12 protein-coding genes and 2 tRNA genes are annotated in these 14,820 nt (G+C 51.4%); 11 read left to right on the forward strand and 3 right to left on the reverse strand.

The features are described 5' to 3' along the window. Positions 1-233 precede the first annotated feature (233 nt). Positions 234-1,094 (forward strand): hypothetical protein, encoded by an 861-nt coding sequence (locus tag MTX78_RS05805; protein ID WP_243800732.1) that lies wholly within the window; start codon positions 234-236, stop codon positions 1,092-1,094. Further along, entirely contained in the window at positions 1,091-1,996 is a 906-nt protein-coding gene (locus tag MTX78_RS05810; RefSeq protein WP_243800734.1) for a lysophospholipid acyltransferase family protein, read from the forward strand. The genes MTX78_RS05805 and MTX78_RS05810 overlap by 4 nt, the downstream gene beginning before the upstream one ends. 65 nt (positions 1,997-2,061) lie before the next feature. Here MTX78_RS05810 and MTX78_RS05815 read toward each other — a convergent pair whose 3' ends face one another. Together MTX78_RS05815 and MTX78_RS05820 are read right to left on the reverse strand one after the other, a co-directional pair. After that, entirely contained in the window at positions 2,062-2,694 is a 633-nt protein-coding gene (locus MTX78_RS05815; RefSeq protein ID WP_243800735.1) for an L-threonylcarbamoyladenylate synthase, read from the reverse strand. 187 nt (positions 2,695-2,881) lie between these two features. Then, complete coding sequence (locus tag MTX78_RS05820) at positions 2,882-3,550, reverse strand: T9SS type A sorting domain-containing protein (RefSeq protein WP_243800736.1); 669 nt, start codon at positions 3,548-3,550, stop codon at positions 2,882-2,884. A gap of 453 nt (positions 3,551-4,003) precedes the next feature. On the opposite strand from MTX78_RS05820, the gene mltG reads away from it, so the two are divergent. The 6 genes from mltG to MTX78_RS05850 all read left to right on the forward strand — a co-directional run bounded on the left by mltG (position 4,004) and on the right by MTX78_RS05850 (position 7,804). Beyond that, entirely contained in the window at positions 4,004-5,080 is a 1,077-nt protein-coding gene (gene mltG / locus MTX78_RS05825) for an endolytic transglycosylase MltG (protein ID WP_243800737.1), read from the forward strand. Between the two features lie 108 nt (positions 5,081-5,188). After that, positions 5,189-5,674: an acyl-CoA thioesterase gene (locus MTX78_RS05830; RefSeq protein WP_243800738.1), complete on the forward strand. Its 486-nt coding sequence runs from the start codon at positions 5,189-5,191 to the stop codon at positions 5,672-5,674. 58 nt (positions 5,675-5,732) lie between these two features. Then, a complete protein-coding gene (locus MTX78_RS05835; protein WP_243800739.1) occupies positions 5,733-6,740 on the forward strand; it encodes a YihY/virulence factor BrkB family protein in 1,008 nt (335 codons plus the stop codon). Positions 6,741-6,867: 127 nt separating this feature from the next. After that, positions 6,868-6,954 (forward strand) — tRNA-Ser (locus MTX78_RS05840). Positions 6,955-7,012: 58 nt separating this feature from the next. Beyond that, positions 7,013-7,097, forward strand: a tRNA-Ser gene (locus MTX78_RS05845). Positions 7,098-7,192: 95 nt separating this feature from the next. Continuing rightward, positions 7,193-7,804, forward strand: coding sequence for a hypothetical protein (locus MTX78_RS05850; RefSeq protein ID WP_243800740.1), 612 nt, complete (start codon positions 7,193-7,195; stop codon positions 7,802-7,804). A 523-nt stretch (positions 7,805-8,327) separates the two neighbouring features. Here MTX78_RS05850 and MTX78_RS05855 read toward each other — a convergent pair. After that, the gene (locus tag MTX78_RS05855) at positions 8,328-8,795 is read right to left on the reverse strand and encodes a hypothetical protein (protein WP_243800741.1); all 468 of its coding nucleotides are present in this window, start codon (positions 8,793-8,795) and stop codon (positions 8,328-8,330) included. Positions 8,796-9,478: 683 nt separating this feature from the next. On the opposite strand from MTX78_RS05855, the gene MTX78_RS05860 reads away from it, so the two are divergent. The 3 genes from MTX78_RS05860 to MTX78_RS05870 all read left to right on the forward strand — a co-directional run bounded on the left by MTX78_RS05860 (position 9,479) and on the right by MTX78_RS05870 (position 14,805). Beyond that, a complete protein-coding gene (locus MTX78_RS05860; protein WP_243800742.1) occupies positions 9,479-10,075 on the forward strand; it encodes an RNA polymerase sigma factor in 597 nt (198 codons plus the stop codon). Between the two features lie 98 nt (positions 10,076-10,173). After that, positions 10,174-11,256 (forward strand): FecR family protein, encoded by a 1,083-nt coding sequence (locus MTX78_RS05865; RefSeq protein WP_243800744.1) that lies wholly within the window; start codon positions 10,174-10,176, stop codon positions 11,254-11,256. Between the two features lie 90 nt (positions 11,257-11,346). After that, a complete protein-coding gene (locus MTX78_RS05870; RefSeq protein WP_243800745.1) occupies positions 11,347-14,805 on the forward strand; it encodes a TonB-dependent receptor in 3,459 nt (1,152 codons plus the stop codon). Positions 14,806-14,820 lie beyond the last annotated feature (15 nt).

The raw sequence follows: 14,820 nt of genomic DNA on the forward strand, positions 1-14,820 counted from the left end.
AATGCCGTACCTGCACGGTAGTTGACTATATCGGCTTGCTAGCAGCGTACGTTACCAGCAGAAACACGAAAGTATTGCGGTTAGTTGGAAGCAGTGAGGTAGCCGAAGTAGGCCGGAAATTAAAGTGATTTAACCATGTGAATAAAATTATGGCAACGGCCAATAAATCACATTCTCACCAAAGTCACCCTACCTTTGTCGGCCAAACTGACACGATGCGCCTATTTCATTTTTTGTCTTTTCTTTTGCTACTCGCCCCGGTAAGTCCGGTGGTAGCTGCCCAGCCTCATTTACAGCTTGACGTAGCGCGTTTCCGCAACACGGATACCAGCATAAAGGGTAGCACAGTGGAAATTTACGCTACTACTCCTGGGCAGTGGCTAACGTACATGCGCCGCGCCCCCAAGATGTACCAAGCTGCTGCTGTATTAACGTTGGAAGTCTTTGGGGCCAATGGACAAGCAGTGTATCAGGAAAACATAACGCTAAAGCCACCAGTGCTCAGTGACACCACGGCCGCCATCAAAAACCCGCTCAGCTTTCAGAAACGGCTGGTACTGCCCGACGGCTCTTATACCATTCGGGGGCTTGTACGTGACCAGTACCGCACTGGGCAGCAAGTGGTGCTGGAAAAACCTTTAGTGTTAACTACCACTGATGGCAAGCCGGCGCTCAGCGACGTAGTGCTGTTAGCCAAACCAGCCGCCCGAGGCGCCGAGGCTAGTAATTTCAGCCGGGGTGGCTTCAGCTTGACGCGGGCACCCGGTGGTGTATATGCGCGTGGGTCCGACAAGCTTTGGTTGTACACTGAGCTTTACAACGCGGCTCCGGACCAGGATTTGCAGCTCCGTTACCGCCTGCGCCGCACCGATGGCAAAACCGATGCCCTCATGCAGCCGGCTACCACCCGTGGGGTAGCGGGGCGGCCAACGCCCATTATTGCAGAAATAGACGTACGTAAACTCCCACCTGGCGACTATAGCTTGGTAGTGGAAGTTCGCACTGCCAAGCAACTCCTTACCACCCAGACCGCCACGTTGCGCCGATTCACAACTGATTATGCCCCGGCCGGCGCTGCAACTCCCGCCCGATGAGCAACCCCACTTCAAAGGCGTATGCCTGGTATTACCACGTGCTTGACTGGTTGCTGCGGGCCTTAGCTCGTTTGCCCTTACGTGCGCTGTACGTGTTGGCCGATTTTCTATATGTGGTGCTAGCCTACGTGGTGCGCTACCGTAAACAAGTGGTGCTCACCAATCTGCGGAACTCGTTTCCGGAAAAACCAGAAGGGGAAATACAGCGGATTCAACGCTTGTTCTACCGCAACTTTGCCCAAGTGCTGGTAGAAACCCTCAAACTGGCCGACATGCCGGATGCAGAATTGAAACAGCGGGTGCATTTCGGAAATCCGGAAGTACTGGAAAACCATTTTGCGCGCGGGCGCACCGTATTAGGACTTTCGTCGCATGCTGGCAACTGGGAGTGGGTGCTGACTTCGGGCGCCTTGTGGTTGTCGGCACACGCCGATGGAGTGTATAAGCCGCTTATGAACCCGTTTTTCGAGAAGTTCATGCGGCAGTTACGCACGCGCACCGGCGCCGGACTGATACCGATGCGTGATACGCTGCGCGATTTGGTGCAGCGCAAAGGTGAGGTGCGAGTGGTTAGCATGCTCTCTGACCAAGCGGCTGGCCCTGAGGATCGGCCTTACTGGACCACCTTCATGAATCAGGAAGCCGGCTTCTACACCAGTGCCGATCGGTTGGCGAGTCGCTTTCATTGTCCGGTTGTGTACGTGAGCATCCGTCGTCTGCGCCGGGGGTACTACGAAATCGTGCTCACCGACCTCTACGATGGCGACGCGCCATTGCCTACCGACAGCTTCCCGATAACAGAAGCGTTTGTGCGGCAACTGGAAACAGATATTCGTCTGTTCCCTGCCGATTATCTATGGACGCACCGCAGATGGAAACACAAGAGAGAAGTGAAGAACTGAAAGTAGAGAAGCCAGAACTAGAAGGATTTCTTCCGGTTCTGGCTTCTCTACTTTCAATGCTTGTCTTACAAGTATTGCTCAATGTCGCCGGCACCCTGACGAATCAACTCGAAGTCGTCGTTGGTGCAGTCAATGATGGTGCTAGGGATGTTGCCACCGAACCCACCGTCGATTACTAGGTCCACGAGCAAGCGGTACTTCTCGTAAATCAGGTCGGGGTCGGTAACGTATTCTTCGAGCGTGTTTTCGTCTTCACGCACCGACGTACTGATGATGGGGTTGCCTAGTTCCTTCACCAATTGAATGATGATGGTATTGTCGGGCACCCGAATACCAACGGTTTTGCGCTTGTTACCACCTTGGCGCGGCGCTTTCGCGCTGGCCTCAAAAATAAAGGTGAACGGGCCCGGCAAAGCCTTCTTGATAACCTTGTAGGTAGGAGTGGTGATGCCGTGTGCGTAATCGGCAATGTGCGAAAGGTCGGAGCAGATAAAGCTAAGGTTCGCCTTATCGGGGTTCAGGCCCTTGATGCGGCAGAGACGTTCAACGGCTTTGGCGTTGTGGATGTCGCAGCCTATGCCGTAGACGGTATCCGTAGGGTAGATAATGATACCCCCCTTGCGCAGAACGTCGACTACTTGTTGGATGCGGGCTTGAGGTGGATTATCGGGGTGGATGCGGAGCAGCGTAGCGGGCATGGTGAAACAGGAGAGGGGCTAAATGAAACAGAACGGCCCGGCGGCCGGAGCGGTCCAAGGTAGCCGATGTGTTAGACTTCTGCTTACAGTTATCGTGTAAAATTCCTCTTAGGTTGCCAATCTGTAAGGTATGTGCACAAAAAAAGCCCCCACCCAAAGGCGGAGGCTTCTGCTGTTAAATAGCCGGCTACTGCTTTACTATCTTGTAAGAAGAGCTAGCAGCACCATCTTTCACGAGTACTATATAACTGCCAGCAGGTAAACTGCGAAGGTCGAAAGTGCCGTCGGCGTTAGCCGTACCGCTCAGTACGGTACGGCCGGTCAAGTCGGTAACCGTAACGGGTACTTTTGTGCCTTTGCCATTCAAGCGGATGCTCACCATGTCGTTGGCAGGGTTAGGGAACACGCTAATGGTGCTGTTCGCAACGCCGTTGCGCGTACCAAGTGTGGCAGTTCGTATCAGCCCATAGGTACGAACGTTATCAATACGCCAAGAACCGGTTGCTGCCTCTGCATTGTAGCCATAAATGCGGAATGTAACTGGAGTTGTGAGGGCCGAAAAAGCTGCTGGTAAGGTCACCCGTCTGTTGGCACGTATCATGTCGTCGTCGGGTACGGTTACCGTTACAATATTTGCAGTATAGTTGTCGAGGCTGGAACGCACAGCCCAGTCACGAATACCAGTGCCTGAGCGACGCTCGTCTAACACCAAACTATCTAGGCGCAACTGAAAGCCAGCATTTGGCTGGATTGTAAAGGTGAAGTAGTCGGTAGCATCAAGACCCATAGTGGCCCAACCAGTTGCCACAAAGGCGTTGGCACCAGAAGACGCAGTTACACCAGTTCCACGTGACATAGCGCTGAACGATGCATTACTAGGTTGCGCATCCGCAGGGAATGTAGCTTCTGAGCCAGTTGCACCTGTGAAGGTATACGTTGCTAGTTGGGTGGCCGCTTGCGCATACGTTTTAGTGCTAAGAAGGCCAAGGCTAGCTACCAAGGCTAGCTTTCCTAAACTTAATGTGTATAGTTTTTTCATAATGTGAGAGAAGAAAATGGATGGAGAAAAAAGGGCGAGTGTATCAGACAAAGGACACAAACTGTCTTAAAATGAATGGGCAGCCGGACCTTAAAATAATGCGTGTTCGCAAATGTATCATCATGAAACCGAAGCGTGTATAAAATCTGAAGATTAGCCGCTGTTAGATTCCAACTACTTTTGGGTTTTAAAGCTGTCCCAACCTACGTACCCATTTACCTGTCAACTGGAATTCTACTTCCTGGTTTTCTTGAATTTTTTGCTCTCAACATGACCAAACCTCGCATCGACTATAAAGCCAAGGCTACTCGTCGCCGCAACCGTTTTTCCTATACAGTCGGTATTATCGGCCTACTGCTCATTACGTTCTCCTACTACTTCTACCAGGTATTCTTCACGCCCAACATCGAAACCAAAGGCAAGCCCACCTACGTCGTTGTGCGGAAAGGGCAGTCGGCTAAGGCTGTGCTCGACTCTATCGATGCCACAGGCGTAGTGGTCGATAAACTGTCGTTGCACTTTGTGGCTCGCCTCATGAAGTATGAGCAGCTCGTACGGCCTGGCCGCTATGAGTTGAAAGACGGCTACACCAACCGCCAGCTTATCAACGACCTCCGTACCGGGCGCAACCGGTTGCCAGTTATCCTGACGTTTCAGAACATTCGGCTGCGTGAAGACCTGGCCCGTAAGCTAGCAACGACGATTGACGCTCGCCCCGGCCAATTCGACAGCTTGCTTAACAGCCCTGCCTACACCAAGAGCCTGGGCTTCGATACCACGAGCATCCTCACCATGTTCATCCCAAACACCTACGAACTGCCCTGGAACGCGTCGGCCAACAATGTCATGCAGCGCATGAAGAAAGAGTACGAGCGGTTCTGGACGCCGGAGCGTGATGCTAAGCGCGCAAAGATGAACCTTACCCGCGCCCAGGTTAGCACGTTGGCTAGCATTGTGGAAGCCGAGCAGCAGCAACACGCCGATGAGCGTCCCCGCGTAGCGGGCGTCTACCTCAACCGCCTCAAGCGCGACATGAAACTTCAGGCCGACCCTACTGTGGTCTATGCCAACAACGACTTCACCATCAAACGGGTGCTTAATGTGCACCTCGCCAAAGATTCTCCTTACAACACTTATAAGTATGGAGGCCTGCCGCCCGGCCCCATCAACCTGCCCAGCATTGCCAGCATTGATGCCGTGCTGAATCCCGAAAGCCACGACTACCTCTACTTCTGCGCCAAAGAAGATTTTAGCGGTTACCACGCCTTTGCCCGCAACGAGCAAGAGCACCTCGTAAACGCCCGCCGCTACCAAGCCGCCCTGAGCCGCGCCGGAATTATGAAGTAGTTGGTTGCTGCTTATTCGTTGTTGAGCAGTGAAGCGTAAGTAATTCGCTAAGCACATTCACTCCCTCAACTATCAACAAGCAGCAATCAGTAATCACCAATTAGCACGATGTACCAATCCGACACTAACATCCGAGTCCGCTACGCAGAAACAGACCAAATGGGCTACGTGTACCATGGCAACTACGCGGCCTACTTTGAAGTATGCCGCACTGAGGCGTTCCGTCAACTGGGTATCAGCTACAAAGACCTAGAAGCAGAAGGAGTAGGGATGCCGGTGGGCGAAATCAGAACCCGCTTCCGCCGTCCCGCTCGCTACGACGACCTCTTGACTGTGCGCCTGTTGCTAAAGCAGCCTGCTGAAGGCTCCCGGGTGCTGTTCGAGTATGAAATCTACAACGAGGCGCAGGAACTGCTAACCGAGGGCCACACGTTGATGGTGTTTGTGAGTATGGCTACTGGGCGCCCCGTCCCGATTCCAGCCCACATCCAAGCCAAACTCGCCCCGTACTTCACCGACGACGAAACAGCCGGTCCGCTTACTCCGCCCAAAGCTCCGGCGGATGCTCCAGCCCCGGCGGCTTTCCTGAAATAGGGGAGGGGAGCCAGAATATAAGTTGTTCTCACCTCCTGACTTCTAGCTCTCACCTGCCATGCACCTGCCAACCCGACGTTACCACTTGCCTGACTTGCGCCGCCGGCGTAGTTACCGGCGGTTTATCATTTGGTTGAAACGACTACGCTTTTCCGGTGGGAAAGCGTCGGTGTATGACGTGGTTGACCGCATGATTCAGGAACTCAAGCTTGATAGTGTAGAGAAGCGCGCCGGCTACATGGCGTTCAACTTCACGGTGGCCCTGTTTCCAACTATCATCTTCCTTTTTACCCTTATCCCGTACCTGCCAATTCCGAACCTGAGCGTCGATATTCTCCAGTTTTTGGCCGATTTGATTCCCGCGGAAATGTATCGGGCTGTTTCGGGTACCATCGAAGACATTGTTAATATCCCGCACGGCGGGTTGCTCTCGTTCGGTTTTGCCACTGCTCTGGTGTTAAGCAGCAACGGCATCATGGCGCTGCTGGATGCGTTCGAGAAGAAGTACCCTTCCTTTAAGAAGCGGACGTATGTGCGCAAACGGGTCATTGCCACGTTGCTTACCGTTGTTTTGTCGTCGGTACTACTGGTATCAGTAGCGGGCATATTCTTCGGTACTTACATTATCGACGCGCTGGTATTTCAGGAAATAGTGCCGGAGAAATACACTGGGGAGATAATTGCGGTTATCAAGTACGGCTCAGTAGTGGGGCTATTTCTTCTCACTACCTGCCTCGTATATTATTATGTGCCTCCCGTGCATGATAAATGGCCGTTTCTCTCGGCCGGAGCCGTGGTAGCTACACTGCTCATCTTCTTGGTGTCGTTTCTGTTCATCCTCTACGTCAAGATATTCGACTCCTACAACACCTTCTATGGCTCTATCGGGGCGCTGGTAGGCTTTATGGTCTGGTTGGACTTTGTATGCATGACCATTATTCTAGGATTTGAAGTCAACGTGAGCATTGATGCCGTAACCGGACGGCTTCGTACGGAGCCTGCCAGTATGCGGCTACTAGAACGGCTGCGCGGGAAAGAAAAATCACCCAAACAAGTTAACGCCTGATAATCAGTCAGCAACATGCGTTGGTGCTGCTCGATGTGTTGAAAAGTGGAAAAATATGTCGGCAAAAGTTGTGATAGGGGCAGGGCGCTGCTACTTTTGTCGTCCCAAATCGACTGAATTACCTTATAGAGAGGTGGCAGAGTGGTCGAATGCGACGGATTCGAAATCCGTTATACCTGCAAGGGTATCGGGGGTTCGAATCCCCCCCTCTCTACGCTTGCATGCATGGATTCGACCGGATTCCTTGTATCTTGCCACCAGAAGAAGCACTTAGAGAGCTGGCAGAGTGGTCGATTGCGGCGGTCTTGAAAACCGTTGAGGGTTAAACCTCCGGGGGTTCGAATCCCTCGCTCTCTACGAAAAACCCCGTTTCCATATCGGAAACGGGGTTTTTTATTTCTGGGGGTACAGCCAAGGGTACAGAATATGCTGATTGCAACTAACCTCTATCTATGAAGAAGATCTATAGGTTTGTTCACAGGAACTATGATTACCTACTTCTTATAAGTACCCTAATCGTTCTGATAGAGGCAGCCACTTATACTTTTCTTGTCTCAGACCTGATTAAAGACAATGGCAAAGCTCTTACAGTAACTCTATCAACAATAGGTATCCTGCTAGCTGTTTTCCAGTTTGCCTTCACCCAGATCAGCAATCGAAAGAAGAAGTACTTCGACCTGCGGTACGGCTTCTATAAGGATACAGTGAAGCAGATCCAGCTCATAACCGATGTTGTTCAAGAAGGTATGCTGCGTGACGTGATTGCAGGTGATACTATGCACAAGCTAATGTCTGCGTCAAACGAACTTACTGGTTCCATGAAAGCTAATCTTGACTTACTATTTCCTGGAATTGAACTGCCCAATATGGATTATAAGTTGGGCAAGACCATCGACGATTTGGTAAGTCGGACCAATAAGTACTACGTCTCTGTTAAGAACAATGCCACAGAGGCTCACACAATTATCGAGACAATGAATTGGCACAATGAGGTAAGGCCAATGTTGGAACAGCTATCAAAGGATAAGCACATTTTCTTTGCTGCCATGCGCTCTTATATGTAGTTTGATTTATACATTCGACTTACCAACCTGGAATAGTTGCCAGCTTGCCTCGGTAGGGTAAAAGCCCACTCTTGTCATTGATGAGAGTGGGCTTTTTACATCGATACTGCCTATTCACTCAGACTAGTTGGCGTAAGCTCTTCCTGTGAGATACGCGTACAGTTTTATCGTTTGCGCCTTTTCTACTTAAGCTCTTCTCTGCAAGCTAAAGTAGGAGCCATTAACTACCAGTGCCATGTTCGGCACTTCTTGCACATGCTGGTAAAAAAAGAATTGTTTTTACGGGTGCATTAGCTACACTACTACACTAGGAAAGTGCCCTACCGCGCTGAAATGCATTTCGTCCCTGTGTAGTTTGAAAAGCAAAGTGCACTACACAGCACGAAAAAGCCCCGTTGTGCAGGTCAACGAGGCTTTCTTTTACTGCGGTTGTCTACTATCAAAATGCGCTCATCTGGTAACGAACTCAGAAGGAGCCCTTGGTATACCGCATTTCCTCACACCCAAGTCATAAGTGGGCGCCTTACTTGCGTAACAGCGTGAGCATTTCATCTTTAACGGCAATGAGCTGGTCCTTCATTGCTAATTGGTCCCGAAGCAAGCCCACCTCTTTCGTTAGACTGTCTCGCTCCGCTTTGTAGATGTCGCGTTCTTTTTCACAGTCGCTGATACTGTAGTTGCTGTGAGTGCCCTTGCCGCCAGTAGTGCTTACCGAGGGCTTTCTGCCAGTAATAGCTTCCAGAGTCTGCGGGTTACTACTGCCACTTATGAAAGGCTCGCCTTCGCCAGTAAGAAACCAAACTGGGTTGATGCTTTCAAAATGCTTCAATACTTTTTCCAAGTAGTCAGCCCCAGGCATTGAGTTGCGAGTGCCCACGTAATTCTGCGTGATAGTAGGCTTCTCGCCAATACTTTCGCTGAATGCACGAGCACTTAACTGGAAGGATTGCAACAGAAAACTTATCCGTTGATTGATAGGGTGCTGTTGCACTTTGTAAGGTGGCTTAGCTTATAGCTTACAATTGTAAGGTTTCAATTGCAAGCATACTGTGCTTGCTTGTTCAGTGGTATGGTGCTGATTGTTTGCAAGTAAGCAATTGCCAGGTGAATAATGCTAAACAAGAATTTAACAAGCAGTAGAAATGTATGTGGCTGCAGCCCTTTGTCAAAGCTCTGCTTATTCAACTGTTGCATTGATGCTACTGCGCTCGCCAGCAGGCATAGCAGTTGGGCAAAGTGTACAGCTTACTTTAATTCTGCGACTACCTCTGAGTATATAAAGTTTACAAAGGCCACGTAGCTCCTCTTTTTGTTGGCTACTACTTGAGAAGCCTGGGAACAAGTGTTCAGGAGTAGGTGTAGTGCTTTTACCTACACACCTGTAGCAACTAATCGTTGTGCTAGCTGTTGATTTGGTGTAAGCATTGCCGAGAACCGTAGCTCCACTACATTAGCTGTGAAAGTACTGTTTGGTATGGCGGTGTCTAGCCGAAAAGTATTCTTCTACGAGCTTAGCGTTTCACTTTGATTGGCTTGTTTGCGAGTGTATTTCGTCTCAATAAGGTGCGCGAATAATTTGTAGTATGCGTGTAGCCTGCAAAGGCAAAGTATTACGAATCTCACGTAAAATTGTATATTGGTTGCAAGCCTTGTTCCCTCAGCCTTCTTCGTTCTGTGAATTCTTCTCAATGGACATACGCCGCTTGGACGGACACCGAGTTGCTCGATGCACTGCGCGCAGACGAGGAAAAAGCCTTTGCTGAGATCTATAAGCGCTATTGCTACCGTCTGTTCACTGTCGCTTATCGGAAACTTAATAGCCGCCAAGTTGCCGAGGAGCTAGTACAAGATCTATTTGCGGACCTTTGGGGCCGGCGTGGCATCATCCAGATTCAGCAACTAGAGAGCTATCTGTTTTCGGCGATTCGCTATCGAATCATCAACTATATCAAGTCGAAGAAAATCAAGTCGGGGTACGAGCTGTACTGTCGCTTGAGCGCAAGTGATGCCGATACGGATACGGAAAAACTCCTTGCGCATAACGATTTGAGTGAGGCGTTGCTGGACAGTATGCGCAAGTTGCCCGAAAAGTCTAGGGAGATATTCCAGTTGAGCAGATTAGAGCATTATACAGTGCCCGAAATTTCGGTGCGGGTCAAACTGTCGGAGAAAAGCGTTGAATACCACCTAACTAAGTCTCTGAAACTACTGCGAAGCTATCTGCGAGACTATCTGATGCTTGTACCGATACTTTTTTTGTGGTTGCGATAGCAAAACAACTGCTTGATACTTAGTGGGCTGGGTAGTTTGTTGGGAATATTTATAAAAAAAATAGGTTTTGGTTTAGGGGTGCAGGCAAGTTCGTTGACTTGGTAGATAAATCCCCCCTATACTCTTCACCAACCGTGACGGAAGCCGAATTCCATACGCTGCTCCAACGCTATCTGGACAACCAGTGCACTGCAAAAGAGCGGTCAATGGTAGAGCGGTGGTACAACCGGTTGGAAGAGACGAATGTAAAGCCGCTGCAGAGTCAGAACCAGGAAGCCGTTGAGGATGCCATTTGGCAACGCCTTACAGACAGTAACTTGGTGCCGGCTCCGGAGGCGCGCATAATACAGCATCCTGCTTCTTTCTGGCAGGCGTCTCCGCTCAAGTGGATTGCAGCTATCTTGGTATTAGGAGTGGCTTTCCAACTGCTGTATCAAACCAAGCAGCTTCAACGCCTGTTTCGGTCGAGCAGCGCAGCAGTGGCCAGCAGTTGGACGTTGCGTGAGAACAACACCCGGCAAACACAAAAATTCGTGTTGCCTGATGGAAGCCGGATCGTTTTACATCCTGGCAGCAGCCTACAATACGCTACAGCTTTTGCTGGTGCCAAGCGCCGAGTCTTTTTGGAAGGTGAAGCGTTTTTTGACGTGCATAAAAACCCAAAGCGCCCTTTCCTTGTGTTTACCAAGCAAGTTGTAACAACAGTCTTAGGTACCAGCTTCCGAGTGAAAGCATATGCTAGCAGCAATGAAGCATCGGTGGCCGTGCGCGAAGGTAAAGTGGCCGTTCAAGCGCGGAAAGGAGCCAAGTTGGATGCTACTCCTGCACGGCCCGCTGCTACTGGTGTGCTTCTGCTGCCCAACGAGCAGGTAGTGTATTCCACCACTAGCACTCAACTAAAGAAGCGACTGGTTGCTAAGCCAGTCTTGTTACAGCCGCAGCCTTTTGCATTCGAGGAGCGCCCCGTGACTGAGGTGCTGTCTGCCCTTGAGCAGGCTTACGGGGTAGATATTGTATATGACAAAGTAAAGCTGGCTGGCTGCACAGTAAGTATCTCTTTCGACAATGAGTCCTTGTTCGAGAAACTTGGCTTGCTGTGCAAATCCATGGGTACTTCATATACTCTGGCCAGCACGCAAGTCGTTTTTCATAGTGTGGGGTGTGGTTTGAACCATAAGTAGCTAGATAGTTTCCCACCTGCTAGCTACTCGTCGCCTCGGGCCTCTAGGGTCCTGTTTTTTTGAGAATTCCCATTTATCCTTAATTCCCATATGAAACATCCAGTACATTTTCCCCTTGCCAATTGGCCAGCGCTAAAAAACGTGTGGCTGCAAACTCTGCTGACTGGTCTTCCTATAGGCCTCATGGTGGGAGCACAGCCAGTGCAAGCCGCCCAACCTATTGCTGTGCCAACTTCCGTTAGCGCCCAAACTGTATTAGAGCGCAAGATCACGCTCGCAGTGGAAGGGCAGTCAATCAAGGAAACGCTAACCAAAATAGCTCGGCAAGCAAACATTCGGTTTGTGTACAGCCAGCAACTCATTGGTGCAGAGCGTAAAGTGAGCGTGCACGTTAAGGATGAAAACCTAGCGTCGGTACTAGATGAGATACTAGCTCCCCTAAAGATTGAGTATGAAGTTACAAATGGGCGGGTAGTATTACGTGTTCCCAGCTATGCAAACGTTTCCAGTGCAAACGTTTCCCAAGATATAAGCGTCTCGGGAAAAGTAGTTGATGCAAAAGGTGCCGGTTTGCCAGGGGTTACGGTGGTAGTAAAAGGCACCACCACTGGCACCAGTACGGGCCCAGATGGCAGTTTCACGTTGCAGGTTCCCGAGAATAGCGTCTTGGTTGTGAGCTTTGTCGGCTTTACACGGCAGGAAGTACCTGTCACTGGTGCCACAACTGGTTTGAATGTAACGCTCTTAGAAGACACGCAGGCACTGAACGAAGTAGTGGTAATCGGTTACGGTACTGCTCGTAAGAGCGACCTAACAGGTGCAGTGTCCTCTGTAAGTGGAGCCCAGCTCACGCAGGTAGCCACCTCTGATCCAGTGCAGTCTTTGCAAGGACGGGTAGCCGGTGTGGAAGTAACTGCTAATAGTGGGCAGCCAGGCTCAGGCACTCGGATTCGGGTACGGGGCGTGGGCACCATCAACAACAGTGACCCACTCTACGTTGTGGATGGTATTCAGACCGGCGACATCGGCTTTTTGTTGCCCGCTGATATCGAATCAACCGAGATTCTGAAGGATGCTTCGGCCACGGCCATCTACGGCTCGCGCGGTGCAAACGGGGTAGTACTCATTACCACCAAACACGGTAAGGCTGGCCAGACGCAGTTCAACGTAACGGGTTACACGGGCTTCCAGCAGATTCGGCGGACCTTGCCCCTAACCACCGCCGCCGAATACTCGACGCTCGTAACGGAGGCCTTCACCAACAGTGGGAAACAAGTGCCGGATAGTTATAATGCGCTGCTGCAAGATGCTATTGCTACCAACGCAAAGGGCATTGATTATCAGGATTTGGTAACGCAGAAGGGCTTGATTACCAACTACAGCTTGTCGGCTTCAGGCGGTACCGAGCAAAACCGCTACCTAGTGAGCGGGAGCTACTTTCAGCAAAACGGCATTATCAAGAATTCGGGCTTCAAGAAGTACGTGATTCGGGTGAACGACGACGTGGTGCTCACCAAGCGCATCAAGGCGGGCGTGGCAGCCACATTTACGAACAGCAACCAAACAGGCTCCGGCGACGGTCAGGGTGGCTCGCCGCCCTACTTGGTCCTGCAATATGCCGTGCAATCGAACCCTGTCTTCAACCCGTTCGGCCCCAACGGAACCTACAACGAAGACATCATCACGCGCAACGTGCTGAACGTACCGCGCTACCTTGACGAGCAGAAGTCCAACAAGACGCAGAACAACAACTTGTTCAGCAGCAGCTACCTTGACATTTCGTTGTTCGAAGGCTTGTCGTTCCGCTCTACGTTTGGCGTGAATTACAACAACAACCACCCCAAAACATACCAGCCGCAGTACTACATCGGTCCGGTAGACAACCGGGCCCAGAGCGCGCTCATTGAAACGCGTAGCGAAAACGTTTCGTGGGTGTGGTCGAACTATGCCAACTACAACAAAACCTTCTCCGACAACAGCTCCTTCTCGGCTACCTTAGGTCAGGAGGCCCAGCGCGGTTTCGGCAACGGCATTTCCATTACGGCCTACAACGTGCCGGCCGATGCCACCTTGCAATACGCCTCGGCCTCGCGCAGCACCGGCAACGTGGTGCGCAGCTCGCAGTACGACGGAGGCTTGATATCGTACTTCGGCCGGGCCAACTACAACTTCCGCGACAAGTATCTGGTTACTGGTACACTGCGCTTCGACCAGACCTCGAAGTTTCTCGGGCCAGTGCGTACGGGCACGTTCCCATCGGTAGGTGCTGCCTGGAATATCTCCAATGAGAATTTCCTTAAGGACATCAGTCAATTGTCGGTGTTGAAACTGCGCGCCAGCTACGGCCAGGTGGGCAACCAAAACGCCGCCCCTAACTATGGCTACGCATCCGTGGCGAGCAACAACCAGATCTATATATTCAACGGAGCGCCAGCTCCCGGTTTGGCCATCACTCGGGTCAACAATCCGGATCTGAAGTGGGAAACAGCCGTTACCACCGACGTGGGCATCGATGCCGAGTTGTTCAACAGCCAGCTGACCTTCACGGCTGACTACTACGAGCGGCGCACCCAAGACATGATTGCGCTGTCTCCGGTACCCGACTACTTGGGTCAGGCTCCCGCTAGCGCCAACGTGGGCTCCCTACGTAACCGAGGCCTGGAACTGGCCCTGAATTACCGCAATGAGGTGGGCAAACTGCAATACAACGTGGGTCTTAACTTCACCAAGATCAACAATGAAGTAACCAGCCTAGGTGGTGGCAATCCCATTGTGGCCGGCACTGTGCTCACGCAAATCGGCAATACTACCCTCACGAGCGTAGGCCGCGAAATAGCCTATTACTACGGCTTGCAAGCCCAGGGCGTGTTTCACACGCAGGAAGAAATTAACTCGTATACCTTCACAGGCGCCGATGGGGTAACGAAGCTGGTGCAGCCAGGTGCTGTACCCGGCGACATGCGCTACCAGGATACCAATGGCGACGGCGTAATTACGGGTGCAGATAACATTTACTTAGGCAGCGGCACCCCTGACTTTAGCTACGGCGCTTCGCTGAACCTGAACTACTCGGGCTTCGATTTCAAAATCTTGCTGTATGGCGTGCAGGGCGCCGAAATCGTGAACGGTGCGGGTTTTCACCTGAACAAATCTGCCGACTTTGTGGGTGTGTGGAGCAACTTCTATGCAAGCCGCATGGACCGGTGGACGCCGAGCAACCCCAACAGCAATGAGCCCCGCATCACGTCGAACGATACCAACGGCAACGACCGCCTAAGCAGCCGCCATATAGAAGACGGCAGCTACTTGCGCGCCCGCAACATGGAGCTAGGCTACACGCTACCCCAAGCCTTTTTGGGCAAGGTGAAGGTGAAAGGTGCCCGGGTGTTTGCCTCGGTTGACAACGTGTTTACTATCACGGACTACACCGGCTACGACCCCGAAATTTCCACGTCGTCTTCTTACAATGACCCCCTTGCATACGGCGTCGACTACGGCAACTATCCGCAGGCCCGTACTTACCGCTTGGGCTTTAATGTGCAGTTTTAATTAGTCAATTCCCAC

The organism is Hymenobacter tibetensis, from assembly GCF_022827545.1.
GTDB lineage: Bacteria > Bacteroidota > Bacteroidia > Cytophagales > Hymenobacteraceae > Hymenobacter > Hymenobacter tibetensis.

What these genes read in the sequence shown, in the direction of transcription:
- MTX78_RS05810 (WP_243800734.1), top strand. Translation starts at nt 1,091, where the DNA reads ATGAGCAACCCCACTTCAAAGGCGTATGCCTGGTATTACCACGTGCTT.
- MTX78_RS05815 (WP_243800735.1), bottom strand. Translation starts at nt 2,694, where the DNA reads ATGCCCGCTACGCTGCTCCGCATCCACCCCGATAATCCACCTCAAGCC.
- MTX78_RS05820 (WP_243800736.1), bottom strand. Translation starts at nt 3,550, where the DNA reads ATGTCACGTGGAACTGGTGTAACTGCGTCTTCTGGTGCCAACGCCTTT.
- mltG (WP_243800737.1), top strand. Translation starts at nt 4,004, where the DNA reads ATGACCAAACCTCGCATCGACTATAAAGCCAAGGCTACTCGTCGCCGC.
- MTX78_RS05830 (WP_243800738.1), top strand. Translation starts at nt 5,189, where the DNA reads ATGTACCAATCCGACACTAACATCCGAGTCCGCTACGCAGAAACAGAC.
- MTX78_RS05835 (WP_243800739.1), top strand. Translation starts at nt 5,733, where the DNA reads ATGCACCTGCCAACCCGACGTTACCACTTGCCTGACTTGCGCCGCCGG.
- MTX78_RS05850 (WP_243800740.1), top strand. Translation starts at nt 7,193, where the DNA reads ATGAAGAAGATCTATAGGTTTGTTCACAGGAACTATGATTACCTACTT.
- MTX78_RS05870 (WP_243800745.1), top strand. Translation starts at nt 11,347, where the DNA reads ATGAAACATCCAGTACATTTTCCCCTTGCCAATTGGCCAGCGCTAAAA.